This window comes from Agrobacterium sp. RC10-4-1, from assembly GCF_014138475.1.
Lineage (GTDB): Bacteria > Pseudomonadota > Alphaproteobacteria > Rhizobiales > Rhizobiaceae > Agrobacterium > Agrobacterium pusense.
The window spans coordinates 1-25,901 of record NZ_JACJIT010000006.1 but is presented as its reverse complement, the minus strand read 5'-3'; the positions used below and the strand labels follow the sequence as shown (position 1 = coordinate 25,901).

At 58.3% G+C, this 25,901-nt stretch carries 26 protein-coding genes and 1 tRNA gene; 7 read left to right on the top strand and 20 right to left on the bottom strand.

The annotated features are described in order from the left end of the window. Positions 1–40 precede the first annotated feature (40 nt). The 3 genes from FHW77_RS17220 to FHW77_RS17210 are packed head-to-tail and all read right to left on the bottom strand — an operon-like array spanning position 41 to position 4,162. Positions 41–1,108 (bottom strand): lipocalin-like domain-containing protein, encoded by a 1,068-nt coding sequence (locus tag FHW77_RS17220; RefSeq protein WP_044459736.1) that lies wholly within the window; start codon positions 1,106–1,108, stop codon positions 41–43. Further along, positions 1,098–3,506: an ABC transporter permease gene (locus FHW77_RS17215; protein ID WP_100911385.1), complete on the bottom strand. Its 2,409-nt coding sequence runs from the start codon at positions 3,504–3,506 to the stop codon at positions 1,098–1,100. The genes FHW77_RS17220 and FHW77_RS17215 overlap by 11 nt, the downstream gene beginning before the upstream one ends. Then, the gene (locus tag FHW77_RS17210) at positions 3,503–4,162 is read right to left on the bottom strand and encodes an ABC transporter ATP-binding protein (RefSeq protein WP_037090959.1); all 660 of its coding nucleotides are present in this window, start codon (positions 4,160–4,162) and stop codon (positions 3,503–3,505) included. The genes FHW77_RS17215 and FHW77_RS17210 overlap by 4 nt, the downstream gene beginning before the upstream one ends. A gap of 325 nt (positions 4,163–4,487) precedes the next feature. Here FHW77_RS17210 and FHW77_RS17205 point away from each other — a divergent pair, with 325 nt between their 5' ends. Beyond that, a complete protein-coding gene (locus FHW77_RS17205; RefSeq protein ID WP_100911608.1) occupies positions 4,488–5,639 on the top strand; it encodes a glucoamylase family protein in 1,152 nt (383 codons plus the stop codon). Positions 5,640–5,743: 104 nt separating this feature from the next. Here FHW77_RS17205 and FHW77_RS17200 read toward each other — a convergent pair whose 3' ends face one another. From FHW77_RS17200 to FHW77_RS17190, 3 genes are all read right to left on the bottom strand, one after another. Continuing rightward, positions 5,744–6,445 (bottom strand): SDR family NAD(P)-dependent oxidoreductase, encoded by a 702-nt coding sequence (locus FHW77_RS17200; protein ID WP_162699262.1) that lies wholly within the window; start codon positions 6,443–6,445, stop codon positions 5,744–5,746. Positions 6,446–6,456: 11 nt separating this feature from the next. Further along, entirely contained in the window at positions 6,457–6,987 is a 531-nt protein-coding gene (locus tag FHW77_RS17195; RefSeq protein ID WP_100911384.1) for a lipocalin family protein, read from the bottom strand. A 152-nt stretch (positions 6,988–7,139) separates the two neighbouring features. Then, positions 7,140–8,072, bottom strand: a complete 933-nt coding sequence (locus FHW77_RS17190) for an AraC family transcriptional regulator (protein ID WP_004438057.1) — start codon at positions 8,070–8,072, stop codon at positions 7,140–7,142. 135 nt (positions 8,073–8,207) lie between these two features. Between FHW77_RS17190 and FHW77_RS17185 the strand changes: the two genes are divergently transcribed. The 5 genes from FHW77_RS17185 to FHW77_RS17165 all read left to right on the top strand — a co-directional run bounded on the left by FHW77_RS17185 (position 8,208) and on the right by FHW77_RS17165 (position 13,307). Then, a complete protein-coding gene (locus FHW77_RS17185; RefSeq protein WP_004438056.1) occupies positions 8,208–9,458 on the top strand; it encodes an ABC transporter substrate-binding protein in 1,251 nt (416 codons plus the stop codon). Positions 9,459–9,525: 67 nt separating this feature from the next. Beyond that, the gene (locus FHW77_RS17180) at positions 9,526–10,389 is read left to right on the top strand and encodes a carbohydrate ABC transporter permease (protein ID WP_004438055.1); all 864 of its coding nucleotides are present in this window, start codon (positions 9,526–9,528) and stop codon (positions 10,387–10,389) included. Next, positions 10,386–11,204 carry a carbohydrate ABC transporter permease gene (locus FHW77_RS17175; protein ID WP_006698723.1) on the top strand — a complete coding sequence of 273 codons (819 nt, stop codon included), beginning with the start codon at positions 10,386–10,388 and terminating at the stop codon, positions 11,202–11,204. The genes FHW77_RS17180 and FHW77_RS17175 overlap by 4 nt, the downstream gene beginning before the upstream one ends. A 7-nt stretch (positions 11,205–11,211) precedes the next feature. Then, positions 11,212–12,258 (top strand): NAD(P)-dependent alcohol dehydrogenase, encoded by a 1,047-nt coding sequence (locus FHW77_RS17170; RefSeq protein ID WP_004438046.1) that lies wholly within the window; start codon positions 11,212–11,214, stop codon positions 12,256–12,258. Beyond that, on the top strand, positions 12,258–13,307 hold the full coding sequence (locus tag FHW77_RS17165) for an ABC transporter ATP-binding protein (protein ID WP_044459732.1): 1,050 nt from the start codon (positions 12,258–12,260) through the stop codon (positions 13,305–13,307). The genes FHW77_RS17170 and FHW77_RS17165 overlap by 1 nt, the downstream gene beginning before the upstream one ends. Positions 13,308–13,536: 229 nt before the next feature. On the opposite strand, the gene FHW77_RS17160 is transcribed toward FHW77_RS17165, so the two are convergent. From FHW77_RS17160 to FHW77_RS17135, 6 genes are all read right to left on the bottom strand, one after another. Then, a complete protein-coding gene (locus FHW77_RS17160) occupies positions 13,537–14,211 on the bottom strand; it encodes a 4-carboxy-4-hydroxy-2-oxoadipate aldolase/oxaloacetate decarboxylase (RefSeq protein ID WP_004438040.1) in 675 nt (224 codons plus the stop codon). A gap of 99 nt (positions 14,212–14,310) precedes the next feature. Then, positions 14,311–15,147, bottom strand: coding sequence for an ABC transporter substrate-binding protein (locus FHW77_RS17155; RefSeq protein ID WP_100911383.1), 837 nt, complete (start codon positions 15,145–15,147; stop codon positions 14,311–14,313). Positions 15,148–15,178: 31 nt separating this feature from the next. Further along, positions 15,179–15,940 carry an amino acid ABC transporter ATP-binding protein gene (locus tag FHW77_RS17150; protein ID WP_022563508.1) on the bottom strand — a complete coding sequence of 254 codons (762 nt, stop codon included), beginning with the start codon at positions 15,938–15,940 and terminating at the stop codon, positions 15,179–15,181. Next, positions 15,937–16,695, bottom strand: a complete 759-nt coding sequence (locus FHW77_RS17145) for an amino acid ABC transporter permease (protein WP_100911382.1) — start codon at positions 16,693–16,695, stop codon at positions 15,937–15,939. The genes FHW77_RS17150 and FHW77_RS17145 overlap by 4 nt, the downstream gene beginning before the upstream one ends. After that, complete coding sequence (locus tag FHW77_RS17140; RefSeq protein WP_044459729.1) at positions 16,692–17,399, bottom strand: amino acid ABC transporter permease; 708 nt, start codon at positions 17,397–17,399, stop codon at positions 16,692–16,694. Before FHW77_RS17140 ends, FHW77_RS17145 begins: the two co-directional genes overlap by 4 nt. Beyond that, on the bottom strand, positions 17,396–18,175 hold the full coding sequence (locus FHW77_RS17135; RefSeq protein ID WP_044459728.1) for an SDR family oxidoreductase: 780 nt from the start codon (positions 18,173–18,175) through the stop codon (positions 17,396–17,398). The genes FHW77_RS17140 and FHW77_RS17135 overlap by 4 nt, the downstream gene beginning before the upstream one ends. Before the next feature lie 227 nt (positions 18,176–18,402). On the opposite strand from FHW77_RS17135, the gene nac reads away from it, so the two are divergent. Continuing rightward, on the top strand, positions 18,403–19,308 hold the full coding sequence (gene nac, locus FHW77_RS17130; protein WP_004438029.1) for a nitrogen assimilation transcriptional regulator NAC: 906 nt from the start codon (positions 18,403–18,405) through the stop codon (positions 19,306–19,308). Between the two features lie 44 nt (positions 19,309–19,352). On the opposite strand, the gene FHW77_RS17125 is transcribed toward nac, so the two are convergent. From FHW77_RS17125 to FHW77_RS17090, 8 genes are all read right to left on the bottom strand, one after another. Beyond that, positions 19,353–20,558 carry a pyridoxal phosphate-dependent aminotransferase gene (locus tag FHW77_RS17125; protein WP_044459727.1) on the bottom strand — a complete coding sequence of 402 codons (1,206 nt, stop codon included), beginning with the start codon at positions 20,556–20,558 and terminating at the stop codon, positions 19,353–19,355. Positions 20,559–20,606: 48 nt separating this feature from the next. Beyond that, entirely contained in the window at positions 20,607–21,374 is a 768-nt protein-coding gene (locus tag FHW77_RS17120; protein WP_004438027.1) for a 5-oxoprolinase subunit PxpA, read from the bottom strand. Between the two features lie 19 nt (positions 21,375–21,393). Next, positions 21,394–22,389: a 5-oxoprolinase subunit C family protein gene (locus tag FHW77_RS17115; RefSeq protein ID WP_100911381.1), complete on the bottom strand. Its 996-nt coding sequence runs from the start codon at positions 22,387–22,389 to the stop codon at positions 21,394–21,396. After that, the gene (pxpB, locus tag FHW77_RS17110) at positions 22,386–23,093 is read right to left on the bottom strand and encodes a 5-oxoprolinase subunit PxpB (RefSeq protein WP_044459725.1); all 708 of its coding nucleotides are present in this window, start codon (positions 23,091–23,093) and stop codon (positions 22,386–22,388) included. The genes FHW77_RS17115 and pxpB overlap by 4 nt, the downstream gene beginning before the upstream one ends. Further along, a complete protein-coding gene (locus FHW77_RS17105; RefSeq protein ID WP_022563502.1) occupies positions 23,090–23,506 on the bottom strand; it encodes an acetyl-CoA carboxylase biotin carboxyl carrier protein in 417 nt (138 codons plus the stop codon). The genes pxpB and FHW77_RS17105 overlap by 4 nt, the downstream gene beginning before the upstream one ends. After that, positions 23,503–24,885, bottom strand: coding sequence for an acetyl-CoA carboxylase biotin carboxylase subunit (locus FHW77_RS17100; protein ID WP_100911380.1), 1,383 nt, complete (start codon positions 24,883–24,885; stop codon positions 23,503–23,505). Before FHW77_RS17100 ends, FHW77_RS17105 begins: the two co-directional genes overlap by 4 nt. Next, positions 24,885–25,313, bottom strand: coding sequence for an acetyl-CoA carboxylase biotin carboxyl carrier protein (locus FHW77_RS17095; RefSeq protein ID WP_044459934.1), 429 nt, complete (start codon positions 25,311–25,313; stop codon positions 24,885–24,887). Before FHW77_RS17095 ends, FHW77_RS17100 begins: the two co-directional genes overlap by 1 nt. Before the next feature lie 494 nt (positions 25,314–25,807). Next, positions 25,808–25,884: transfer RNA gene (locus FHW77_RS17090), tRNA-Met, on the bottom strand. Positions 25,885–25,901: the final 17 nt, after the last annotated feature.

The following is a 25,901-nucleotide window of genomic DNA, read 5'->3' as shown; positions in this document are numbered from 1 at the left end:
TTTCCCCCCGGGTGAGACCCCCGACGCTTAAGAGCCGAGTTCAATAACCGGTCATTTCCAGATAGCCTCGTCCCGAGGCCGTTCCCGTAAACTCGACTGGTCCCTCCCAGTAAGGGGTCGAGGTCGCCATCCATGCCTGCTCGTTCAGCGCCGTCGTTTTGATGTCGAGACCCCGGCTTGGAATCTTCAGGTTCCATTCCACCGGAACCGCCTTGCCGTTCACCGTTGCGGTCCGCAAGGGCGAAATCTGTATCTCCCGGGGATCGACCGGCGAGGTCGTGCCATCGGCCGAAATCCAGTTGGCAGACGTATAACCTCCCTCGTCATCTCTCAGCCGGAACGCCATCATCTTTTCGCCGGATGCGAGGTGGAGGGAAAACCAGTCCCATCCCGTCTGATTGGAAGCGAGGGGCTGGGATGACCACTCACGATCGAGCCAGGCTTTGCCTGTCACCTGCAGGACCCGGCCCTCAAGAACGACGTTGCCGCTGACCTCGTAGAAGGGCTGGGAATAATAATAGCTGGCCTGCCCGGCGGCTGATTTGACCGAAAAGCCCCTGTCCCCCTGAAGAACCAACGGGCCGTTTGCCTGAAGTTTGAGCTGATAATGGAAACCTTTGCCGTTGGCGTTCAAGTCAATTTTATCGAGAGGGTCGGCATGTCCGGTCACTGCCGTCTTCATCTCCCAATTATCTATCCATGCCTTAAAAGGAGCGACCACGACACCCGCCTGTCCAATGCCGCCGCGCGCCAGTCTTTCGGCAACATAATGGCGGCTGGCGGTTGTCACGGCGGCGTGGCCCAGCCAGATCTGCGGATCCGCCCATCCTGCCCGCTCGCCGGGCTGGAGCGCCGAACGAAAAAGTGTCCATTGAGCCCCTAGCTGCTCGCCATCGGCGGTCTGGAGATTTGCGGTGACGTACCACCATTCGATCCTGAAGTCCGGATGCGGCCCATGCTCCCGTGGAAAAACCAGCGGCACCCCTCGTCGTGGAACGCTGAAGCCTTCCGCATTTGACCCCAGTCCGGCGAAACCCTGCGCTACCGATACCGCCGGCGCGAGAAGACAACAGACGAAAAAAAGACGAATGATGGGCCTAGCGTTCATTGGCAAATATCCTGAGAAGGTCCGTGGGCGTCGTTTTCGCCAATCGCCGGACCGGGATCAAAACCGACATGATGGCGGCCACGAGGGCGACAAGGCCCAGTTTCAGCCATTCCATCGGGAAGAGGATCATCGGCAGCCGCCATCCGAACGCTTCCACATTGATGATCACGAGGAGAACCCAAGCCAAAGCAAGCCCGACGGGAATGGCGGCCACGAAAGTTATGAACCACAAAGCGAGTGTGCGGATAAACTCCAGCCACGCCAGATCACGACGGCGAAGTCCGAGCGCCCAGACCGGGGCCAGTTGCGGCAACCGGAGTGAGGCGAGCGTCAAGAGGCTTGAAAACATCGCAAAACCGGCAACGCCGAGCGTCAGGACGTTCAGGGCGCCCGTCACCGTAAAGGTCTGCTCGAAAATGGCTGCGGATTGCCGCTTAAGAGATGCCTGGTCAACGATATTGGCTTCCGGCAGGCCGAACTCGTCCATCAGGCTGCGTCGAAAATCCGCCACCTCCTCCGGCGCAAGGCGAAGGCCATATCGCAGTTTTTCGACATCCGGATAGTGCTCAACAAGAGCATCAATGCCTATAATCACCTGTCCGGACGGATTGCCGTAATCCGAAAATACGCCGACGACGGTAGCGCTCCAGCCACCTGGCAATTGGATTTTCTGGCCAGGTGAAGCCTTGCCGGTCCGCCACAACTGCTCATTGACGATTGCGCCCCGGCCGCTCGCAATTTCATCCCAGGTCGCAGGCGAGCGAAGGATCAACGGCCAATGATCCCTGTAGGTAGGATCATCGGCGACACCAAAAATCTGCACCTGTTCGCCTGAAACGTCACCACGGCTGCTCCAGATGGGCAGAACCGCGCGTGTATGCTGAGGAAACCACTGGCGTAGCTTCTCGGCTTCCGTCTCGTCTCGCGCTGTCACGTAAACCTCTGCTGCAAGTCGCTGATCGAGCCAACCCAGAAATGTCTCTCGAAAGCTCGAGACCATCGTGCCGACGCCGATATTGGCCGATAGCGCAAGCAGCAATGCCATCAAAGCAAGGGAGAGCCCGGGCAATTGCTGACGCGTATCTGCAAAGAACCATCGCACCAGTATGTGTCGGGAAACGTGTTCGCCTGCCTTCATGGCAAAGGAGAGAAAAGGAGGAAGAATGAACGCCGCGCCGAGCAGCAGCGCGGCCAGAACCGCAAATCCGGATAGGAGCCCACTGCCAGTCCAGACAAGCAGGCCGGACAGCACGATCAGAAATGTGCCGATTGTTGCCTGTAGCACCAGCCCCCTGACCGATGCCATTGTCCATGCCCGGCTATGCGCCGCGGACAATATCGGCATCCGCCAGACACGCCATAGATGTTGCAGCGAGGAAAGCCACGTCCCGATCAGCGCCATGCCTAGACCAGCCAGCCACCATTCAGGCCTGATGGAAAGTGAGCCTGAAACGCTCGCCCCGTAAAGCCCACTGAGCGTCGCGGCAACCCCTGGCAGAAGTGCAGAAGCGATGACATAGCCGAGAACGACCCCAAAGGCGCCGGACAAGAAGGCAAAAAGCGTAATTTCAAAAACGAGCATCACCGTGAGTGAGCTGAGCGAGATGCCGAGCGATCTCAAGGTTCTGAAGGTGCCTCGCCTCTGCTCGAATGACAGACCGGTTGCGGAATAGGCGATAAACAGACCAACGACAAAAGCAAGGAAGCCGAATGCCGTGAGGTTGAGATGAAAACTGTCGGTGAGCCGCGCAACGTCCGATCGCCCGCCCGCTTCTCTTATTGTCAGGTCCGGTGCGAGAACCGCGATTGCCTGACGATCCACTGCTTGTGAGGGTGAAATGACGATCCGGCTGAGATCTCCTTTGCGTTCGAGGATGCGGGCGGCAGTGGAAATGTCGACGAAAGCCGCCCCGTCGGGAATATTGGCCGTCGGTCTGACGGCAAGACCCGCCGTATCCTTTAAGGCGCTGGCCGTCGCCGGTGAGACAATCATAACGCCGGGCGCCGTCATGAAGTCTATAAGGCCGGATCGGTCCGAAGGGGGAAGTACCGATCCATCCGAGGGCATCGTCAACGGGTCAATCCCGATCAGCCTGATACGCGTCGTCCCGAACCGGTGTTGACCTTCGATGACCGGAGAGACATCCAAGCCGGCCCGGCGAAGTCTGGCGTAGGTTTCCAAGGCTATCATGCCGCCGTCTTTGGCGACCAGCTGATCCAGCTGGTTTTGAGACAATAGCGAGGCCGCCCTGTCATAGCTGGCACGCGCTTCGGAATTGATGGCCTGTACGGCAGACCATAGCGCTGTCGCGAGCGCCACGCCCATGACGAGCATCAAGAATTGCAGTGGTCTGTAGCGCCAGTGCGAGAGCAGCGCACTGAAGGCGGTCGCGTTCATTGCGACACCTTTCCGCCGCTGAGGGCAATGCGCCGATCGAGTTTTGCGGCGAGCCGGCTGGAATGGGTGACGAGCAGAAGCGCGATTTTCGCTGACGTCGTCAGTCGCAGCATGATGTCGATAACGATATCTGCGGTGTTCTCGTCGAGATTGCCGGTCGGTTCGTCGGCAAGGATCAGCGGCGGCCGGGCCGCAAGCGTCCTTGCGATCGCAACCCGCTGCTGTTGCCCTCCCGAGAGCTGCTCGGGATAACGGTCGAGGAGCGCCGCAATTCCCAGGGCTTCGACCAGTGTCTTTTCCCACGTCCGATCAAAACGGCCCGCGAGCTTTGCGTGGAAAGAGACGTTGGAGCCGACATCGAGGCTCGGAATCAGATTGAACTGCTGAAAAATCAAACCGACGTCATGCCGGCGAAATATTGCGCGGTCTCTGTCGTTAAGATCGGTGATCGTACGGCCGTTCACCATGATGGTGCCACTGTCGGGCAGATCAAGGCCGCCAACAAGATGCAGGAGCGTGCTTTTGCCGCTGCCGGATTCTCCCGTCAATGCAAGGCTCTCTCCCGCGTCAACGCTCAGATCAACGCCATTGAGAACCGGTATCGTCCCTTCGGCGGTCTGATAGGTCTTTCTGAGGCCGGATATTGATAGGATCATGGGAGCTTCGGTCTCTAACTAATCTTATATGATCGGATGTGGTCACAGATTTCAACCAAGCTGACCCGACGATGTTCCCTTGGCGCGAGACAGAAGCCAGCCCCGATTTTGTCTACCAATACGATGTCCACCACTTCCACGGGTATTTGGAATCAATGGCCAAGTCGGATAAGCCTGTTTGCGGATGTGGTTGCGATTTGCTGCGGATCATTCGAGGTTTGAGGTGACGGACGAATTTTCTGCTGAACTTGATGACTTGCATCGCACTACCTTCGACTACTTCTGGTCCGGCAGCCATCGCGAGAGCGGACTTCCCAGGGACCGCATGGGATCAGATGGTCAGCCGATTCACGAAATCACATCCATATCGGGGGTGGGGTTCGGATTTCTTGCGCTCATTGTCGGCGTTCACCGGTCCTGGATTACGCGGCAGGAGGCGATCGATCGGGCGAACCTTATGCTGCGATCTCTCGGCGCGGTGAAACGATTTCACGGCGCTTTTCCGCATTTTGTCCACAGCTCCGGCGGAAAGACAATTCCATTTGCGAAGTTCGATGACGGCGGCGATCTCGTTGAGACTGCACTTCTGGTTCAGGCGCTGATCTGCGCCCGCGAGTTCTTTGACGAGCCGACATCAACTGAAATGGACCTGCGCCGGTCGGTTACCCACATCGTGGAGGCAGTGGAGTGGAACTGGTTTACACAGGGAAAGCCCGGCCCTCTCTACTGGCATTGGAGCCCCCGCTTCGGCTGGGCGAAGAACCTGCCGATTGCGGGATGGAACGAGGCTCTGGTCACTTACGTTCTTGCGGCAGGATCGGCCGCGCATGCAATAAACCCGGTCTCCTACCACTCCGGCTGGGCGCGCGATGGCGAGATCAGAAACGACGCGAAATATCTTGGCGTCAGGCTGCCGCTCGGCGAGCCGTATGGAGGTCCGCTCTTCCTGTCGCAATATTCATTCTGCACTCTCGATCCGCGCGGTTTGGGTGATGCCTATTGCAGTGATTATCTCGAGCAGGTCCATGCCCATAGCCTCATCAACTATCGGTATTGCAGCACCCGTTATGCGCCGGAAGACGGATGGGGTCTATCGGCCTGCGACGGGCCGAAGGGGTATGCCGTCAATTCTCCAACCGATGACCATGGCATCATTGCCACGACGGCTGCGCTCTCCAGCATGCCGTTCCTGCCGGTTCGATCGATACGGGCGGCTGTGCGCTTTCTGCAATGGCGTGGCGGCGCGCTGAGGGGGCGTTTCGGCCTGATGGATTCCTTCCAGCCGTCCACCGGCTGGGTTTCAAAAACCCATCTCGCCATCGATCAGGGGCCTGTGGTTGCTATGATGGAAAACCATCGCAGCGGCCTGATCTGGGATTTATTCATGAATGCGGCGGAGGTCAGCCGTGGCTTGATCAAGCTGGGCTTTCACACGGACAGGTACCGGGAAACAGATGATCTCCTGGCGTCGCGGTAACGGAGACCTGCCAGTTCCTATGATCGGCTGCAGCGGACCCCGGACGGTAGAGTTTAATCACTTGACGGAGGTGTTTTGCGCCTCCCTTCGCCGCTCTTACGGCCCTACCACTCTATCCTGCGGCCGTCATAGGCGAAGAACTGCCCTGTCTGGGCGGGCGTAAGTCCATCTATCGTTGCCAGGAGACTTGCTGCGGCGTGTTTCGGTGAAAAGCGCTCCCGGCCCTTTGAAAAGGCCTGCGAGAGATCAGTATCCACCGTGCCCGGATGGAGCGCCACCACGATGGACTGAGAATGGGTACGCGCGATTTCGATCGCCGCGGTTCGGATTATCTGGTTCTGGGCGGCCTTCGATGCCCTGTAGGAAATCCAGCCGCCCAGTCTGTTGTCTCCTATCGATCCGACGCGTGCGGACAGCGAGGCAAAAACGCACCGTTCCTCCCGTTTCAGAAGCGGCGCAAAATGCTTCAGCAGCAGGGCTGGTCCGATCGAATTGACAGCGAACTGTTTGGCCATTTGGGAAGGATCAATCGCCTTGATCGTCTTTTCCGGTCCGACGCCATCGATCGTCAGCGCACCCGTTGCATTAAAGACCAGATCGAACGAGCCGCGCTGATCTGACAGACGGCTGACAGCCCCGGCGACACTCGCCTCGTCGGTGATATCAAGATCACCTCCACTGCGCGAGAGTGGCAGGGCGAGCGCGCAACGAGGATCTGTCTGAAGGAGAGACAGCAAAGCCCCTCCTATGCCGCCGGATGCCCCTATCACGATCGCCCTGTAACCATTTGCGAGGGAATGCAGCATCGTCAGGGTCCTTAGCGCTGAGCTGGAAACTCAAGCTTGTTGACGTCGTAACCCAGCTTGCGCGTTTCTGCGATCATTCTTTGAAGTTTGCTTTTGGAGGGCACGCTTCTGGCGTAGATCCACACGTCATCCGTGGAGGGATTGGCGCTGATGAACCACGATTTGTCCGGGGATTTATACAGGACCCAATAGTTGAAATTGATGAGGAGAGGATAGCGAACCCGCATCTTTGCATTCGCAGAACCGAAGTCTTCTATCTTGCCGACGCCCCTGATGGTTTTCAGCCGGCCCTGCGGAGTGTCGACCCGGCAGCCGTCTTCCACCAGAACCTCGTTTGCAGCCCTGCCCTGCCGGTATGTCGAATAGCCGGCGACGCAGCCGTCCGTGAGCAGCATCGGCATACGGCCAATCTCAAGCCACTTGCCGCGGTAATGATCGCTCCCAACCGGCACCGGCTTTGGGCTGGCGGCGGAAGCGGATTGCGCCGATAGCGCAACCGCAAGCGTTAGCGCTGCGATCAGCTGCTTGACACCTGTGTGCATGAACTCCTCCTCTTGATGGCGCCCATAGGTCCAGGTATCCGCCCGCCTTTGCGGCATACCTCACAGCGATGAAAGACGAACGCTGGCGGCATAGAACGCATCCGCGTCAGAAAGCGTTGCACACGCAGGCCCGTTCAGGCCATCGGCAAACCCTATTTCGCTGATGGTCCTGCGATAACGGATTTCGCCCTGATGCGAGCGGCCTTTCTGTAGGCTCGAGGTGTAAGCCCCATCTCCATCCGAAAGTAGCGATTGAAGTTCGACAGGTTGTTGAAGCCCGCCTCGAAACAGACATCCGTAATCGATGTCTCGGTCTCCGCAAGCAGGGTTCTCGCGCGCCACACACGCACCGAACGGCTATAGTCGGAGAAGTTCATGCCGGTCAGGCGCCGGAAGGCACGCGAAAATGCGGAGGGCTCGAAGCCGACCAGTTCTGCCACTTCCCGCATTTGCGCGGCAGGATTCGATTGCAGTATCTGGATCGCCTGATCGATCCTGCGATGTCTGCGGTCAGACACCTGATTATAAACGGATATGAAGTGTTCGCTGGCGAGCAGCCGCTTCTCGGCGGCTGTTTCGATATCCTCGAGGATTTCCAGAAAAAGGCCCAGTCCGCCGCGGTGTCCTGCCGAATGCAGCCTGAGGATCTTTGCCCCGATAGTAAACGCGTCTTCCCCCAGAACCTCGATCCCGCGTTGCGCCAGGGGTTTCAGTCGGTAGAGCACGTCAAATTCCGGACAGACCGAGCGGACGCCAATCAAGGCATCCGCGTCGAACTGCAGGACCATGTCACGGCCGGGCAAGGCCGGCGCGCCCGGTGTAATCCAGTTATGGGGAAGGTTTGTCCCCGTGAGCACCAGATGCCCCGGACGGAACGAACCGATGTAGTCTCCCACATAAGCGAAGCCGGTAGCATCAGGTATGAAGTGAATTTCCCATTCGGGATGATAGTTCCAGATGCAGATCGGGTTGGGATAGTCGTCCCGGCGGATCAGATAGGAAGCGCCTCGGGGCAAGACGATCTGCTCGCGCGTGGCGGTGAAGGTCTCAGATACTGATTGAGGAAAGTCTGATGCAATACGCATTCATCTGCTCATGTTATGGCGTACAAATGTCAAGATAATACCAGTTCTGTGACTGGCGCCAACTAGTTTGCGCCCGTCGCTTGCGCAAATCTGGACGCGTCGATGGCACGGGAGTTGCCACCAAGGGAGGACATCATGACACTCAATGCTCTCCGCGCAGGCTGCGCGGTTGTTGCCCTATTTGCCGCGTCCAGCGCGTTTGCCGCCGCACAATGCACGAGCGACGTGCGTGTTCTGGCACAGCCGCGCGACGGATTGACCCTTCTCGAAAAATATGTCGATGAGTTCGAAGAACTATCTGGCGCAGGCTTCGAGATCAGCTATCTCAACGAGAATGATCGCCGCGCAAAGTCGCAGGCCGACGCCTCGACAGTCGGTAGCTTCAACGTCTATTACGTTGACGAAGCCAATCTGGCGCTTTTTGCCTCGTCAAAGTGGATCGTTCCGCTCGAAGGCTTTTACCCGGCAGAATACGACTACAAGGACTTCGACGCCGGCATGCGCGCCGCTGCGACCTACGACGGCAAGGAGTGGTTTGCACCGGTACAGGGCGGCGGCGACCTGATGGTCTATCGCACCGACCTTCTAGAAAAGGCGGGCATCGCCCCGCCAAAGACATGGGACGAATATTTTGCCGCCGTGAAGAAGCTGCATGACCCGGCCAATGGCGTCTACGGCACTGCCCTGCGCGGTCAGCGCGGTTCAGGCGCCAATGTCTGGCGCTGGATGCCCTTCTTCAAGGCAAATGGCGGCGAGTGGTTCAAGGATGGCAAGCCTGCCTTCAATTCCGATGCGGCCGTAAAGGCGACCGAGACCTATCTCGAGCTCTTTAAATATTCCGCACCGGGCACGCAGACCGGCTCCTGGGACGAGTCCACCGGCGCTTTCCGCTCCGGCAAGGTGGCGATCATCATCGAATCCGCACCTCTTGGCGGCATGTCCGTCGATAAGGCCCAGAGCCAGGTTGCGGACAAGGTGGCATTCTCGGTTCCGCCGTCGCCGCTGCCCGGCGCCGGTTACGCCCATGGTTTTGCGATTGCTTCCAAGGCCAACAAGACTGACGAGGAGAAGGCCTGCGCCGGTCTCTTCGTTGCCTGGGCGACATCCAAGGAACAGGAAGCACGCCGCCTCGCCGCCGGCCAGCCGGGCGAACTGACGCGCACCAGCACCTACCAGAGCCCGGAATATGCCAAGACCTTCGGCCAGAACCTTGCCGATGCCATGGCCGCGACCGGTGAAAAGACCACCGTGACCTTCTGGCAGGATGCGCGTTGGCAGGAACTGGGCAACCAGTGGGGCATCATGCTCGAAGAGCTGATCACCGGCAGCCGCACCGATATCAAGGCGACGCTCAACGAACTCGAAGCTTTCGCCGCCAAACTCTGACGCCTCCCAAGCCGTCTGACGGGCGCGTCCAGTGACGCGCCCCCTTTTCCCCACCCGAGGACCTGCCATGCGCCGCGGCCGCTCGCTGCCTTACGTCTTTCTTGGACCCACTCTCAGCATCCTGATCGTTCTGGCGCTCGTGCCGACGGTCTACGCCATCAACATCTCCCTGCAAAACCGCACGCTGTCTGCGCCCGACGCGGACTACGTCTGGTTTGCCAATTATGCCGCGCTGTTTTCAGATGCACGTTTTCTGAACGCGCTTTGGGTGTCGTTCAAGTGGGAGGTCATCAGCGTCTCAATGACCATGGTGACCGGGCTTGCTCTCGGGATTGCGATGTTCGAGGCCGCAAGCCCTCGCGTACGAAACGTTCTCTGCGTGCTTTTCATCATTCCCGTTCTTTTGCCACGGGTTTGCGCCGCTTTCGTCTGGAAATTCGCCTTTCATCCGCTCTACGGCGCCTTGACCTGGCCGGTCAGGGAACTCACCGGCATTACGCCCGATATTCTGTCGACACCCCTCGGCGCCCTTCTTGCCGTTGCCTTCGTTGATGTCTGGCAGTGGGGTTTGTTCTTTGCAGTCATCATCCTGAAGCTTCTGGAATCCCTGCCGCCGCAGCCGCTGGAAGCCGCACGTATCGATCGCGCGAGCCGCTTCGAAATCCATCGTTTTGTAACGCTTCCGATGCTGAAAGCGCCCTTGATCAGCCTGCTCCTCGTCAAGGCTATCGAGAGCCTGCGTTCCTTCGATCTCGTTTACGTCATGACGCGCGGTGGTCCCGGCATCTCTACCGAGACGCTGGACATGTACGCCTATTCGCAGGGCTTCATCGAAGCCGGCAAGATTTCGTACGCCTCCTCCATGGCTGTCATCATGATGGTCCTGACCATTGTCACCTTTACCTTTACGTGGAAGAGGCTGAACCGATGAAAGTCTCCACTTTCTTCCTCAGGGTGTTGCTGGTTCTGGCCGCCGCACTTGTCGTGCTGCCGCTGCTTTGGACCCTGCTCAACGCTTTCAAGACCAATGCCGACCTGCTGGTATCGACGCCTAAACTCGTCTTCCAGCCTGTCCTCGACAATATGAGCTATGTGCTCAATCGCCGTTCGGTCGCGCGCGCGCTCACCAACTCGTTGATCATCTGCTCGAGTGCGGTCGTCCTCGGCGCAGTACTCGGTGTGCCCGCCGCCTATGTGATTGCCCGATTCAAGAACAGGATCACGGCGGAAGCACAGTTTTTTGTCCTGTCGCTCCGTTTCCTGCCGCCCGTCGCAATCGCCATTCCCATGCTGGTCATCTGGCTTGGTCTTGATCTCTACGACACGAGACTGTCGCTGATCGTGACCTATCTCATCGTCACTGCTTCAATAACCATATGGCTTTCCGTGCCGGCTTTTGAGCGCGTCAGCCTACACGTTGAAGAGGCTGCCCGGGTGGATGGACTTGGTCCCTATGCGACGTTCTTCCGCATCGCCCTGCCAATTGCCCGTTTCCAGGTCTTTGGCGCGGTCGCCTTCTCATTCGTTCTTGTATGGAACGAGTTCCTGCTTGCCATGATGCTCACGACCTCGAAGGCGAAGACCCTGCCGATCATCGCGTCCGAAATGTCGCAGCTCGGCATGAACGTGCCGTGGGGCATCCTCAACGCTGCCGTCGTCCTCTTGTCGCTGCCGCCACTGATCCTGCTCGGCGTGCTTGCAGGTGGCCTCAATGCCGCATTTTCCAAGAAAACTGATCAAGGTTGACTGACCCATGAAAGCACTTGTCCTCGAACGTGTCGGCGAACTTTCCCTGCGCGACATCGAAATTCCGCAGCAATTGGGGCCGGATGACGTTCGCATTCGTCTGCATACCGTCGGTGTCTGCGGCAGCGACGTGCATTATTATACGCACGGGCGCATCGGTGACTTCGTCGTCAATGAGCCAATGGTGCTCGGCCACGAGGCCGCGGGGACCGTCATCGAGACCGGAGCCAATGTAACGCATTTGAAGCCCGGCGACCGCGTCTGCATGGAGCCCGGCATTCCCGATCCGAAATCTCGCGCGTCGCGGCTCGGCCTCTACAATGTTGATCCCGCTGTCACCTTCTGGGCGACACCACCGGTGCACGGTGTGCTTTGCCCCGAAACGGTTCATCCGGCGAGTTTCACCTACAAGCTGCCGGACAATGTCTCCTTTGCCGAAGGGGCGATGGTCGAACCATTTGCCGTGGGCATGCAGGCGGCCGCCCGGGCCAACATCACGCCTGGCGATACCGCGGTCGTTACCGGCTGCGGGACGATCGGCATCATGGTGGCGCTCGCCGCTCTGGCCGGTGGCTGCTCTCGGGTGTTCATTTCGGACATTTCCGCGACCAAGCTCAAACTTGCTGAAAGCTATGGCGGCATAACCGGTGTCAATCTGAAGGAGGTTGATCTCGTTCAGACGGTCAATGAGGAAACCGAAGGTTGGGGGGCGGATATCGTCTTCGAATGCTCGGGCGCGCCGGCTGCGGTCCGCGATCTCTTCAAGGTCGTCCGCCCTGGCGGAACGGTTGTTATCGTCGGCCTGCCGCCGGAACCCGTCGCCGTGGACCTTGCAGCAGCCTGCTTCCGCGAATGCCGTATCGAGACGGTTTTCCGCTACGCCAACGTATTCGATCGCGCTTTGGCGCTGATTGCCGCCGGCAAGGTTGACCTGAAACCATTGGTCTCCGGCACCTATGCCTTCGATCAATCGATTGCCGCTTTCGAGAGGGCGGCCGAAGGCCGGCCTGAAGATGTGAAGCTGCAGATCGTGATGAATGGGGAGACGCATTGATGGCCACCGTCGAGTGCCGGGGAATCCGGAAAGTCTATGGTTCGCTGGAGGTCATGCGGGATTTTGACCTCAAGATCGATAACCACGAATTCGTCGTCTTTCTCGGACCGTCAGGCTGCGGGAAATCCACCATGCTGCGAATGATTGCCGGGCTTGAGGAAATTTCCGGCGGAGATCTTCTCATCGGCGGCGAGCGGATGAACGACCGCGACCCCGGCGACCGGGGCATCGCCATGGTGTTTCAGAATTATGCGCTGTACCCTCATATGAGCGTACGGGACAACATCACCTTCGGGCTCGAGAGGGCCGGTATTGGAAAGTCTGCAATCGACCAGCGTCTTGCGCCCGTGGTCGATGCGCTGGGACTTGGCGTCTACCTTGCGCGCAAGCCCACGGAACTGTCGGGCGGACAGCAGCAGCGTGTGGCGATTGCCCGCGCCATGATCAAGACGCCGGAAGTTTTTCTCTTCGACGAGCCGCTTTCGAACCTCGACGCCAAGCTCCGGGGCAGTCTGCGTGTTGAGATCGCACGGCTCCACAGGGACCTGAAAACGACGAGCATCTACGTCACTCATGACCAGCTCGAAGCCATGACGCTTGCCGATCGTATCGTCCTCATGAAAGACGGACGGATCGAGCAGATGGGCACGCCTGAAGAGATTTACCAGACACCGCGAACCATCTTTGCCGCAGGCTTCATTGGCACTCCGAACATGAATTTCCTGCAATTGCAGATGACGCCGGAGGGCGTCGGCGACGATCTCGTGAAGTTTGCTGCCCCTGCTGGTCTGCGCTCCGGTGAGGTCACCGTCGGGATCAGGCCGGGATCATTCCGCTTGAACCAAGATGCCAAGGCGTTTCGCGGAACCGTTGAGCGCAATGAGTTCCACGGCGAGACACGCCTTATCTGCCTCAAGAATGATCGCCACGAGATCAACATTTCCGTGCCCGCCGAGATACGACCAGCAATTGGTGAAATAATCGGAGTCGAAGTCGCCTCTTCTGATATTCACGTCTTTGATCCCGGATCGGGCCTGAGACTGAATTAACCGTGGTGAGACTGGCCCAGGATGGCGGCGTGCCGCGCAACGGGTTCCACTTTCTCCCATCCATCCGTCGGTCGATCACCCGGAAAGCACCCGGATTTCAACGAAGTGACGCGGAAAGAGCGAAAAGCGAAAGCGACGTCGGAATCTCCGACGTGAAACGGCGCGCCGGTCGCCTGCGCCGTTCAGTTGCTGGAGCTTGGTGCGCTCGTGGCCTTCGTTGCCTTCCCGGTCAGATATCGACGAGAAGACCTTTGGCCTTCAAGACAGGTTCAAGATTACTGACTTCAATAACGGATTTTCCCTGCTTGTAGGCCTCGATATAGCCCGCCTCGGCATCTTCGCGAACCCGGGATAGCCGGGCGGTTTCCTGGGCGTCTTCCCGACGCACGACCACGAGACCATCGGCATCACCGACGATGATGTCTCCGGGATTGATAATCTCACCGCCAACGATGATGCTGTCGTTCACGGCGGCAATGGTTTCCTTTACAGTTCCCTTGATGCAGACGCTGAGCGAGAATACCGGAAAGCCAAGTTCTCTCAATTGCAGGGTATCGCGGACACCGGTGTCGGTAACCAATCCGCCGATCCCCTTTGCCAGGCAGGCATTGGCAAGCACATCGCCGAAAGAACCGGCTTCTTCATACTCGCCTGCGGAAACGACGATGATATCGCCCGGTGTGGCGTAGTTGATAGCAAGCTGCAACATGATGTTGTCGCGGGGAGCGCATTTGACCGTAAATGCGGGTCCGCACAGCTTCATCCGGTGATCAACGGGTTTAAGCCGCGATGACAGCGCGCCCCTGCGTCCCTGCGCCTCATGAATGGTGGCTGGCGAAAACTGCGAAAGTGCTTCGATGTCGGCCTTGCCCGGCCGCTCTGCTATATCTTTTATGTGGATCATAAGACCTCCCACGGTAAGGCCTGCGGCGAGAGCATCCCGCCGCCTGCAATGAATGTTTCGTCTGGTGGAGTTCTTGCCCGAGAGTAACTCGGGGCAGGATCAGGGAATGGGATCGAACTTCAGTTCGGACAGCGGAACGACCTTGTCGGTGCGGGCCATTTTGTATTCAGTATTCGGGCCTAGCCACTTGTCCCAGATCTTGTTGATCTCGCCGTCAGCATCCAGCTTGCGAAGCACTTCATTGATCTTCGCAGTTAGCTTCGGATTATCCTTCGCCATACCGATGCCGATCGGCTGATACAACATCGGCTCCTCGATCATGCGCATTGGCTTACCCTTGGTTTTGGACTCGTTGACGAACTTGGTCGTCGTCATGGTGTTGGCTACCATGCCGCGTGCCTTACCCTGCTGAACGGCGAGGTAGGCGGAGGCTGTGTCCTGGAACGTCAAGGGCTCCGACTTGTTGAGCTTGATCGACATTTCCGAGGTCGAGCCCTTCGTCGAGGCCACACGCTGACCTTCATAATCGGCCTTCTTTTGTCCGGCATCGTCAACTGGAACGATCAGCATTTCCTTGGCGAGGTAATATGGATCGCTAAACTGGATCTGCTCGGCGCGGCTTTGCGTGTAAGCAAGGTTGGCGACGGTAATGTCGACGCGCCCGAGCTTGACCTCTGGGACACGCGCCTCGACCGAAACCGGCTTGATTTCAGCCTTCACGCCCAGTTCTCTAGCAATCGCATTGCAGAGGTCGACATCAAATCCGGCCATTTCGCGAGTTTTGGGGTCGGGCGCAGCAAAGGGCACAACGTCCGCAAAGGTGGCGCAACGCAGCACCTTGTTGTTCAAGATGGTGTCCAGCTGGTCGGCTGACGCGGGTGCGGCAAGTGCCGTACCGGCGATGATCGCTGTGAGTGTCAGGCATTTCCAGTTCATGTCTCGTTCTCCTCTTATGGTTGATTATGTATCAGTGGCGCAGGTCGGCCAGAAACCGCTGCGCACGCGGATGGCGTGGTGTGGTGAAAAACTCCTGTGGCGTCGTCTTCTCCAGGATTTCACCGGCATCAATGAACCAGATGCGGTCTGCGACATCTCTCGCAAAGCCCATTTCATGGGTGACGCACAGCATGGTCATGCCTTCGGCGGCAAGGCCCTTCATGACGGCCAGTACCTCGCCGACCATTTCGGGGTCGAGTGCACTGGTGGGCTCATCGAACAGCATCACCGGCGGCTCCATGGCAAGAGCGCGAGCAATCGCGACACGCTGCTGCTGGCCGCCGGATAGTTGCCCGGGGTAAGCTCCCGCCTTGTCGGAAAGGCCAACGCGTTCGAGAAGCTGCAACGCCTTGGAGCGGGCAACATCCGCCGACACGCCTTTGACGCGGATGGGTGAAATTGTGATGTTCTCCAGCACCGAGAGATGCGGGAACAGATTAAAACTCTGAAAAACGAACCCGACGCGGCTGCGCAGCAGATTAAGCTCCCTGGTTTTCGTCGCAGCGTGAATATCCTGGCCATCGAGCGTAATTGAACCGCTATTGATTTCCTCCAACCGGTTGACCGTGCGGATCAGCGTGGATTTGCCGGAACCGGACGGGCCGCAGATAACGACAACTTCGCCCCGAGCGACGTCGGCGTCGATATTCTTCAAAACCTGATAGTCGCCATAGCTTTTGCAGACATTAGCAATGCGGATCGTCTGCTGTGTCGAGGATGCTGACGTGGTCATGGCTGCTCCGTGATGATTTTGGCTTGAGCCATTGCTGCCTGTTGCGTGCGGGCCACGACGCCGGCGCGGCGTCTGGCGATGCGGCGTTCGACCGAATTGGCGAGATAGGTGAGGCTCCAGCAGATCGCGTAATAAACGACGGCGAGGATCAGGAAGACCTGGAATGGCTGCGTGAGAAGCTGGTTGTTCACCTGGCTTGCCGCGAACGTCAGGTCTGGCACATTGATGACGTAACCCAGCGTCGTGTCTTTGATTGTCGCGACGAAGGTGGAAATCATGCTCGGGATCATGTTGTACAGCGCCTGCGGCAGAATGATGAAGCGCATCGCGCCCATATAACTGTGGCCGAGGGCTCTTGCGGCATCCAACTGGCCTTCCCCCACGGCTATGATCCCTGCTCTTACGACCTCACTGAGGAACGCTCCCTGATAGACGACCAGCGTCACCAGCATGATCATGAAGCTTGGCACGTCCGCCCCGGTCCAAAGCGGAATAAGGAAGTAGGTCCACAGGATGAGCATCAGCAGCGGTACGCCGCGGGTAACGTAAACGAGCGCCGTGACCGGCCACCGCAACAGACGCCATTTGGTCAGACGCGCAAGCGCCATGAGAATGCTGACGGGGAACGCCAGGACGATGGCAAGCGCCGACAGGATGACCGTATTCGCAAGACCGCCCAGCGGACCGTTAGGATACTGGCCGATCAGCAGCAGCAACCAATGATCTTGAATAATGGTAATGATGTCGCCGATCATGCGCGGGCCCTCGTCGCGGGATCGAGCCGCATGGAAAGATAAGCGCCGGCCGCCATGATGAGCAGTGAAATCGCAAGGTAGAGCACCGTCCCGACGAGGTAGATCTCGAACGTCTGGAAACTGAGATTTTCGATTTCCTTGATGGCGTGGGTCAGTTCAGACGCACCGATCACCAATGCCAGACTGCTGTTCTTGAAAAGCGAGACGCTATGATTGATAAGGGGTGGCAAGGCATTCCGCACCCCTTGCGGCATGATGACGAAACGCATCGCAGACAGATAGCTGTGGCCGAGCGCTTTTGCTGCCTCCATCTGGCCGGGGCCGACAGAGCGGAGGCCGGAACGCAAATCTTCGCTGAAGTAAGCGGCCTGACAGAGGCCGAGACCCACAACCGCAAAAATCGACTCTGCATTATGATTTATCAGCCAGTTTGATAGACCCGACGGGAGCAGGGTGAATATGCCGAAGTACCACAGCATGAGCTGCACCAGCGTCGGGACATTGCGGTGATACGACACATAAGCCGCCACGAAGCGGTCACCCAACCGGAAGGGTGAGAACCGGATGCACAGGAGAATAAGCGCCAGGGCCATGGCCAGTGACCACGACCCGAAGAAGATGACAAACGTCATCTCAAGACCGTGCGCCAGCATTCCCAGATATTCGGGATTGCTGAGTATTGCCGAAAGATCAAAGCCGTTCACGGCTTTTGCTCCCCGGCGTTGCGCGCTTCATTGACGTCCTGCGGTCTGGCCGTCTGCAGACCGCCCATCACCTGCAGGGTGGGCGTGATTTCCATATGGCCGATATTGACGGCAACCGGTGCGGCGATAGCAAAAGCAATCGCATCCGCAATGTCTTCCGGCTTTGGCAGTTCGAAACCGTCGATGAAGCGTTCACGCACGCTCGGGTCGTCGCCATGGACATGATTGAAGATATCTGTCGCAACGCGGCCGGGGCAGACTTCTGTTACACGGACGCGTTTGCCGAATGCGTCGATCCGCAACTGGTTCGACAACATGGCAACACCCGCCTTCACCGCATGATAGGTGGAATTGCCGCCGAAATTGTAGTTTCCGGCAATCGAGGAAATATTGATGACGTGCCCGCGGTCACGCTCCACCATGCCGGGCACCACCAGCCGGCAAAGATGCAGGACGGCACGAAGGTTTACATCGACAAGGAGATCGATATCTTCGGCGTCGGCCTGAAGAAATTTTTTGGGCCGATCGACACCGGCATTGTTGACCAGAATGTCAAACTGCATGGTATCGACAAGCGCGCTAATGGCGGCGCGATCGGTGACGTCGATGGCGTGCGCTACACAGCCAGTGCGCTTTGCCAGATCGTGGAGAGCAGCGGCGCTGCGGGCAACCGCGTGAACTTCGATATTTTCCCTGCGAAGTCGTTCAACGACTGCGGCGCCGATACCGGAAGAAGCGCCCGTGATGAGTGCGGTCTTGTAGTCGGAGAAAGGCATTATGATCCCCTTTTTGTTGTCATGGACATTAGCGAAGCTTTTTGTGCTTGCCTAAGACCGATTACTTTTGAGGTAATAAGCAAGTTTTATGGAGTGTCTGAGAGGCCTTCCTGTTTGAAATATAACAACGATCCCGGAGTCTGCGCTCTTTCCTCCGAGGCCGTGGCCACATTGCAAATCAGGGGATTGGATGTAAGCTGCTTCGACAACAATACAGTCGCATCAGCATGGACATCAGACGCTTAAAATCCTTCATCGTAATCGTTGATAGCGGCAGCATCACCCGGGCGGCCGACATCTTGCATCTCGCCCAACCGGCACTTAGCCAGCAGCTTGCAGCGCTGGAGGATCACTTCGGCCAGAAACTGCTGATCCGCAGCCAACAGGGCGTCACCATGACGGATGCGGGTCAGGCCGTGTATCGACATGCACAAATCATTCTGCGCCAGATGGAACAGGCACAGGCTGACGCCGCGGCGGCCGGCACCTCGATTGCCGGACGCGTCTCCGTAGGTCTCGTGCCTTTCAGCAGCGCAGCAACCCTTTCAATTGACCTGCTCGCCGAGACCCGGAAGCGGCATCCGGGCATCCTCATCCACCTGACGGAAAGCGTCGGGCAGGCATATAGCCAAATGATCATGAACGGCCGCCTGGAATTGGCGTTAATCCACGGAACAGGGCCCATCAAGGGGGTAAAGTTCCAGCCCCTTCTCACCGAAGAGTTCTTTCTGGTCGCCCATCGCGATTTTGGATTCGATGCCGATGCAAAGCCGGTGCCCATCGCATCGCTGGACGGTATGCCGATGCTGATGCCACCGATCTACAATTTCGTCCGTCGTGCCGTGGAAACTTCGTTCACACGAAGCAGGATCAATCTCAAGGTCGTCGCCGAAATCGAAACGGTGAGGACGCTGGTCCAGGCTGTCGCCATGGGTCTAGGCGCAAGCATCATGCCCAAGGCGATTGCCGATCGGATTGTTTCCGAAAGCAATCAACCGATCGTCTGCCGGCCATTATCACCGCGGATCGAAGAGACATTGTCGCTCTGCATGTCCGACCAGACCTCGCTGTCGGAGCCCGCCTTCGCCGTGAAGGATATATTGATGGAACTGGCGGAGAAACTGAAGCTCTGACCGCCGGGCTCGTTGCCCCGCAGAGCGGGGCAACGGCATCGTGATTACCGCATGTCGTGGCAAAACTGCGAAATGCGGGCACATCCCTCCTTCAGCATATCCATGCTCGTTGCATAGGAGATGCGGAAATAAGGGCTCATGCCGTAAGCCGCCCCCTGGACAGTGGCAACGTGGTGTTCATCAACCAGTGCCATGACGAAATCGACATCGCTTTCAATCTTTCGGCCACCCTTTGTGGTCTTGCCGATGAGGCCGGCCATGTTCGGATAAAGATAAAAGGCGCCTTCCGGCCTGTGGCACCGGAGACCGTCAATCGCCGCCAGGTTGCTCAACACGAAGTCACGGCGTTCACTATAGATGGCAGCGCGTTCCTTCAGCAGATCCTGCGGGCCGTCCAGTGCGGCAATAGCCGCAGCCTGCGAAACGGTCGCGATACCGCCGCTATTCTGCCCGTTGACATTGCTGATCGCCGAAATCAGCTCCCTGGAGCCGCTGGCGCAATAGCCCAGCCGCCAGCCGGTCATCGCATAGGCTTTAGAAACACCGTTCATCGTCAGAACACGATCGTAAAGGCGGGGCTCTACATCGGCGATGGTACCGAACTCAAACCCGTCATAGACAAGATGCTCGTAGATGTCGTCAGTCAATATCCAGACATGCGGATGCCGCAACATCACATCGGCAATCGCCGCCATCTCGCGCCGGGAGCAGGCCGCACCCGTCGGATTGTTCGGAAAGTTCAGGAGGAGCCATTTGGTCCGGGGAGTGATCGCGGCTTCCAGATCCTCCGGACGAAGCTTGAAACCCGTTGCCTCGACACAGGGAACGGCCACCGGCACGCCGCCTGCAAATTTGACGATGTCCGCGTAGCTGACCCATGACGGGCTTGGGATGACAACCTCGTCGCCGGGATTGCAGGTTGCCAACATCGCATTAAAGATCACCTGCTTACCGCCGCCCGATACAATGATCTGGCTGGCATCATAGATAAGGTTGTTGTCGCGCTTGAACTTGCGGGCAATCGCAGCCTTCAGCTGCGGTGTACCGTCCATTGGCGGGTATTTTGTCTGCCCACTCAGTGCGGCCTCATGCGCCGCCTCGACTGCGTGTGCGGGCGTCGGAAAATCAGGCTCGCCGGAGGAAAGGCTGACCACCTTTATACCCTGCGCCGATAGTTCTCTGGCGCGCTGCGTCATGGCGGCGGAGGCGGAAACGGAAACGTTTTTCAGTCGATCGGCTGTAGAGGGCATCAGGGTGATCTTTCACTGGGATATGGAACCGGGGCCACGTAGAGCCCATTAGGATGCAAGTTCGGAGGCTGGCGCGAGAATGGCGCCAGAGGCGAGGATTTCGCTGCGCACAATACCTGCAAGCTCCAGCGAACCCGGCGTGTCGCTATGGACAAGAATAGAGCGGGCGGGCATGGGGATGATTGCGCCGTCGATTGTTTCGACGGTCTGCTCTTTCAGGAAACGCCGAACGCGGGTACGCACCGAAACCTCATCCTTCACGAGAGCACCAGGAAGCCCGCGCGCGACGAGGCCGCCTTTGGCGTCATAGGCACGGTCAGCAAGAAATAACGCAAGCGTCTTCAGACCGGTGCGCCTGGCAGCGCGATCGATTTCGCTTCCCGGCGTTACGAACACCACGAGCTTCGGGTCTACTGAAAAAACCGCACTCATCATCACATCCGCCAGCACCGGGTCACGATTGACCATGTTTCCCATTGCCGCATGGAAACTGAGATGACCAACGGTCATGCCCTCGCCCCGCGCAATAGCAATGAGCGCGCCAAGCTGGTAAAGCATCTGCTGACGCAGCTCATCCGCCTGGAAAGAGATTTCGCGCCGGCCGAAGCCGGCCCTGTCGGGCAAGCCCGGATGCGCACCGATACCGACGCCGTTCGCCTTCGCCAGTCGAACCATCCGCGCCATGGTATCGTGGTCGCCTGCGTGAAAGCCGCAGGCGATATTTGCCGATGAAACCAGCTTCATCATCGCCTCATCATCGCACAGCCGGTAGGGTCCAAAACCTTCGCCCATATCCGAATTGAGATCGATCTTCATCATGGTTTCTCCGATTTCGTCAGGCCATCGCTTTCAAGGCACGCTTCACCATCGGCGCAGTTTGCCTGATATCCTCGATATACGCGGCAACCGCCTTCTCCACCCTGCGCGCTTCGTCATGGCTCGACCTGACAAATCTGATCGTCGCGCCGGGCCGCGCCTGCCCAAGCCGCCAGAGATCTGCCTCGATCACACCGGCGATTTTCGGGTAGCCACCGGCAGTATTCGCGTCACTCATCTGGATGATCGGCTCACCGCCAGGTGGAACCTGAACGACACCGGGCACCACACCATGCGAGCGCATTTCCACCGTCATAACGGGCTTAATCGGGTCGCCGGTTAGCCGATAGCCGGTACGATCGCTCCGTGAGGAAATACGCCATTCCCGGCCCCAGAAGGCCTCTGCGTCTTCGCCAAAAAGATGGTGCTCGCCGGCGGGGATGGCACGGACCTGCAGCACACCTTCGAGGACAGGGGGAAATGCATCTGCCATTGCCCGCAAGGGCGTCACCGCAGCAAGTCCATCCGTGGGCAGGGGCAGCCCGTCCCCGTCCGCGCCCAACAGCAGAATGTCGCCCGTGGTCAACGATCTGCCTTCGAAACCGCCGAAGTTGCCCCGCAAGGCAGTGCTGCGCGACCCCATCAACAGCGGCACGTCCACGCCGCCTGCGAAGGCGATGTAGGCACGCGCCATCTTCGGAGGGTGGCGCAGTTCCAGAACGTCTCCTCCATGGGCCTGCCGGGCAGACCAGGACAACTGCTCTTTTCCGTTAAGCAGATAAACACCGTCTGCCCCGGTGACCGCGAATACGCTCGGTACTGTAAAGCGCAGCTTGAACGGAAAAGTCTGCACCTCGACGGTGGCGGAGCCAGCCGGATTGCCAACGAGGATGTTACCGATGCTGGCAGCGAGTGGATCCATCGCGCCGCCAGCCGAAACGCCGATATCCCGAAAGCCGGGGCGGCCGAGATCCTGTACGGTGTTGAAGGGACCTGTCTCGACAATCTCCATCATAGCTCGATCCTTTCAGGAATGAAGCGAACAATATCGCCAGGGGCGAGCAGTGCCGGGGTTGCCGAAGCCGGATCGAACATCTGCAAGTCGGCATAACCAATGGAATTCCAGCCATTGGGACCCGTCAGCATTGCCACCCCAGTCTGCATGCCCCCTATCGTGACGCAGCCCTTTTCCATTCTGATTGATGGCACCGTCTTTCGCGGCATGTAGATCCGGGCGTCCAGACCATGGAGATAACCAAAACCCGGAGCGCTCCCCAGCGCGAAGACGCGATACGTAGCCTGATGATGAATGCGGACGACCTCCCGGTCACTTAACCCTGAAAAATCGCAGAGGGCCGCGAGGTCGGTCGCATGTTCCCCGCCATAATGAACGGGAATCTCGTGCGTTTTACCCGCGAGATCGAGAGCTGTCGCATTGTCCCACGCATCGAGGAGGCGCTCTACAATGGCCTGCGGATTTTCGGGTGTGTCCTCTAGAATGGTCAACAGGTTGGTCATGCCGGGAATGACCTCAGCCACCTCAGGCCAGACGCCCACCACCCGAGACAACGCCCAGATCAAACGCTGCGCAGGCAGGTCGAATTCACCCGGCGCCTCGAGAAGAAAAGCCCGCGAGCCGATAAACGAAATCCTGGCCTGTCCCGCTGCAAGGGGCCGAACCTCATGGCGCGACGAGAGGTTGTGTGATGGAACGCTCATGACTGAAGCTCAATTTCGAAAAGGGGGTCTCCGAAGCCCACGAGCGCACCATGCTCCGCAAGCTGACGGGTTACGGTACCAGCCCGACCGGTGGTAACGGGAACCAGGATGTGGCCAATGCGGACCGAGCCCAACGCCTGGCCGATTTTTTTGTTGGATATAAATGGATCTTCGCCATCGGCTTCAGATGCGTGAAAATGGCCGGCAATCGGAGCTTTGACGACGGCTCTGGATGGTTCGGTTTTCTGTGAAGGCAACGTCGCTGAAGGCTTCGCCGCCTTGCCGCATGAAGAAACGACAAGGCGAATTTCGCAGCCGGGAGCGCTGATTTCCAAGCCGTCTACCCTGGCATCCGCCAGCATCTCGGTCAGCGCCGCCAGAACAGCCGGATCGGTAAAATCAAGCTTGCTCATGATGCGCTCCAGGCTTCAAGCCATTGCTCAAGATAATGAATGTCCGTTTCCCCTTCTGAAAAACCGGGATCCCGAAAGAGGGATTGAAGAAGAGCTAGATTGCTGGAGATACCGTCCAGGCGCGTCTCGGCCAGCGCATGCCTCATCTTCGCCATGGCCTCGGCGCGGCTCGGTGCATGCACGATCAGTTTTGCGATGAGAGAGTCGTAATAGGGCGAGACGCGGTAGCCGCTGTGGATGTGTGTATCGACCCTGACGCCGTCCCCTTCGGGCCACGAAAGATCGGTGATCACACCGGCGGAAGGTAGAGCTGTCTTTGGGTCCTCCGCGTTGATACGGCACTCGAAGGAGTGCCCTTCGCAAACTATATCTATCTGGCGCAGCGGCAGCCGCTCATCCTTCGCGGACCTAATCTGCGCCTGCACGATATCGATGCCGCTCGTCATCTCAGTGACGGGATGCTCGACCTGAAGGCGCGTATTCATCTCGATAAAGTAGAACTTGCCATCTTCGTAAAGAAACTCGAAGGTGCCGACCCCGCGATAGCCAATTTGTCGACAGGCTTTCACGCAAGCGAGCCCGACGGGCTCGACGATCTCCGCGGTGATGCCCGGCGCAGGCGCCTCCTCCACCACCTTCTGATGGCGGCGTTGCATGGAGCAGTCGCGATGGCCGAGCCATACAGCGTTACCATACCTGTCGCACAATACCTGGATTTCGATATGTCGTGGATGCAGGAGGAATTTTTCCATATAGAGGTCGGCATTACCGAACGCCTGCCGCGCCTCTTCGCGTGTGACGGTGAACGCCTCATTCAACTCACTTGGGCCATGTACCACACGCATACCCCGCCCGCCGCCGCCACCAGCGGCCTTGATGATGACCGGGTAGCCGATATCCGCAGCAATCTGGGAAACAAGCTCACCGTCATCGGGCAAAGCCGCGTCAGGGCCGGGCACACAGGGAACGCCTGCAGCGATCATTGCACGCTTTGCGACAATCTTGTCTCCCATCGTCGCAATGGCGCATTCATCGGGGCCAATGAAGACCATTCCCGCATTCTCGACGGCCCGCGAGAAAGCGGCGTTTTCAGAGAGAAATCCATAGCCGGGATGAATCGCGTCCGCGCCGGTAAGGCGGGCCGCGAGGAGGATCGCGTCCCTATTGAGATAGCTCTTGCTCGCATTGGCCGGGCCGATACACAGAAAACCGTCTTCCGTCTCGCTACAGGAGGTGTTCCTGTCCGCTTCCGAGCAAATTGTGACTGTCTTTAAACCCAAGGCGTGGCAGGCTCGGCGAATCCGAACGGCTATCTCCCCACGATTGGCAATGAGTACTGTATCGAAGAGCGGGCGGGGAACGGCAGAATTCTCGCGCATCAGGCGATCTCCGCCAGAAGTTCATCTACGTCTACCTCGCCACCATCCGTCGCAGTAAGGTAAGTGACGCGGCCCGCGCATGGCGCAGCAATCTTATTGAAGACTTTCATCGCTTCGATAATGAAAAGTGTCTGTCCCTCTTCAACCGTGTCGTCATGTTCCACAAAGGGACCTTCGCCTGGAGCGGGAGCGCGGTGGAGAATGCCAAAAACCGGCGCGCGGATTGCCCTGCCCCGAACGGTACGTTCTTCCAACATCTGCGCGATAGACGGTTGCACGTCCTCGTTCTGTCTTTCTGGCGTCGCTTCAGCGACGTCACCTACCGTTTTGAATATGCGAACCGTGACACCGTCTTCTGTCACGAACAGACTACTAACGGGCGACTTTCCAACAAAATCGATCAATGTTTTTATTTTTGGCAGGTCCATTATCATACTCAACAGCGTTGGGAGCCGCTTGAGCGAACCACCGGGCATGGCGGATCGTCATCGGCACACATGCCAACTTACGCGAAGGACACACCGATGGGGTCAAAGGAATTTTTGATGGGTGACAGGAATTCCGCGTCGCTGTTCGAGTTGGATCGTAGTCCACCGCGAAGGCGACAGAGGTTTGAGTCATTGCGGGTTGCAGAGCGGAGCCGCTGTCCCGGTCAAAATTTCGGAGGCTCCCGCTTTTTAAAGGATTGCCGCGGGAAACCAGCCGGATTGCTTGCCGTAAACAATTCAGGTCCTATTTAATGCACCATCTCGCCCGCTGCCGCCTACTCATCTGACATCCGCTCGTCCCATTCCGGTGTCGCCAGCGTCTTGATATTAAACTGGTCGCGCGCACAGGCATGCCGGACCATTCGGCCGACAGCATCCACTTTCCGGACGCAGTGAGACTATGCTTTATCTGTTTTGTTTTGGGATTGTTGTATTGGTTGCGGGGGCAGGATTTGAACCTGCGGCCTTCAGGTTATGAGCCTGACGAGCTACCGGGCTGCTCCACCCCGCGTCCAGCGCATTCGGCAA

Excerpts from the sequence above, each read along its gene's own strand:
- FHW77_RS17220 (WP_044459736.1), bottom strand. The coding sequence starts at position 1,108 with ATGAACGCTAGGCCCATCATTCGTCTTTTTTTCGTCTGTTGTCTTCTC.
- FHW77_RS17215 (WP_100911385.1), bottom strand. The coding sequence starts at position 3,506 with ATGAACGCGACCGCCTTCAGTGCGCTGCTCTCGCACTGGCGCTACAGA.
- FHW77_RS17210 (WP_037090959.1), bottom strand. The coding sequence starts at position 4,162 with ATGATCCTATCAATATCCGGCCTCAGAAAGACCTATCAGACCGCCGAA.
- FHW77_RS17205 (WP_100911608.1), top strand. The coding sequence starts at position 4,488 with ATGGGATCAGATGGTCAGCCGATTCACGAAATCACATCCATATCGGGG.
- FHW77_RS17200 (WP_162699262.1), bottom strand. The coding sequence starts at position 6,445 with ATGCTGCATTCCCTCGCAAATGGTTACAGGGCGATCGTGATAGGGGCA.
- FHW77_RS17195 (WP_100911384.1), bottom strand. The coding sequence starts at position 6,987 with ATGCACACAGGTGTCAAGCAGCTGATCGCAGCGCTAACGCTTGCGGTT.
- FHW77_RS17190 (WP_004438057.1), bottom strand. The coding sequence starts at position 8,072 with ATGCGTATTGCATCAGACTTTCCTCAATCAGTATCTGAGACCTTCACC.
- FHW77_RS17185 (WP_004438056.1), top strand. The coding sequence starts at position 8,208 with ATGACACTCAATGCTCTCCGCGCAGGCTGCGCGGTTGTTGCCCTATTT.
- FHW77_RS17180 (WP_004438055.1), top strand. The coding sequence starts at position 9,526 with ATGCGCCGCGGCCGCTCGCTGCCTTACGTCTTTCTTGGACCCACTCTC.
- FHW77_RS17175 (WP_006698723.1), top strand. The coding sequence starts at position 10,386 with ATGAAAGTCTCCACTTTCTTCCTCAGGGTGTTGCTGGTTCTGGCCGCC.
- FHW77_RS17170 (WP_004438046.1), top strand. The coding sequence starts at position 11,212 with ATGAAAGCACTTGTCCTCGAACGTGTCGGCGAACTTTCCCTGCGCGAC.
- FHW77_RS17165 (WP_044459732.1), top strand. The coding sequence starts at position 12,258 with ATGGCCACCGTCGAGTGCCGGGGAATCCGGAAAGTCTATGGTTCGCTG.
- FHW77_RS17160 (WP_004438040.1), bottom strand. The coding sequence starts at position 14,211 with ATGATCCACATAAAAGATATAGCAGAGCGGCCGGGCAAGGCCGACATC.
- FHW77_RS17155 (WP_100911383.1), bottom strand. The coding sequence starts at position 15,147 with ATGAACTGGAAATGCCTGACACTCACAGCGATCATCGCCGGTACGGCA.
- FHW77_RS17150 (WP_022563508.1), bottom strand. The coding sequence starts at position 15,940 with ATGACCACGTCAGCATCCTCGACACAGCAGACGATCCGCATTGCTAAT.
- FHW77_RS17145 (WP_100911382.1), bottom strand. The coding sequence starts at position 16,695 with ATGATCGGCGACATCATTACCATTATTCAAGATCATTGGTTGCTGCTG.
- FHW77_RS17135 (WP_044459728.1), bottom strand. The coding sequence starts at position 18,175 with ATGCCTTTCTCCGACTACAAGACCGCACTCATCACGGGCGCTTCTTCC.
- nac (WP_004438029.1), top strand. The coding sequence starts at position 18,403 with ATGGACATCAGACGCTTAAAATCCTTCATCGTAATCGTTGATAGCGGC.
- FHW77_RS17125 (WP_044459727.1), bottom strand. The coding sequence starts at position 20,558 with ATGCCCTCTACAGCCGATCGACTGAAAAACGTTTCCGTTTCCGCCTCC.
- FHW77_RS17120 (WP_004438027.1), bottom strand. The coding sequence starts at position 21,374 with ATGAAGATCGATCTCAATTCGGATATGGGCGAAGGTTTTGGACCCTAC.
- FHW77_RS17115 (WP_100911381.1), bottom strand. The coding sequence starts at position 22,389 with ATGATGGAGATTGTCGAGACAGGTCCCTTCAACACCGTACAGGATCTC.
- pxpB (WP_044459725.1), bottom strand. The coding sequence starts at position 23,093 with ATGAGCGTTCCATCACACAACCTCTCGTCGCGCCATGAGGTTCGGCCC.
- FHW77_RS17105 (WP_022563502.1), bottom strand. The coding sequence starts at position 23,506 with ATGAGCAAGCTTGATTTTACCGATCCGGCTGTTCTGGCGGCGCTGACC.
- FHW77_RS17100 (WP_100911380.1), bottom strand. The coding sequence starts at position 24,885 with ATGCGCGAGAATTCTGCCGTTCCCCGCCCGCTCTTCGATACAGTACTC.
- FHW77_RS17095 (WP_044459934.1), bottom strand. The coding sequence starts at position 25,313 with ATGGACCTGCCAAAAATAAAAACATTGATCGATTTTGTTGGAAAGTCG.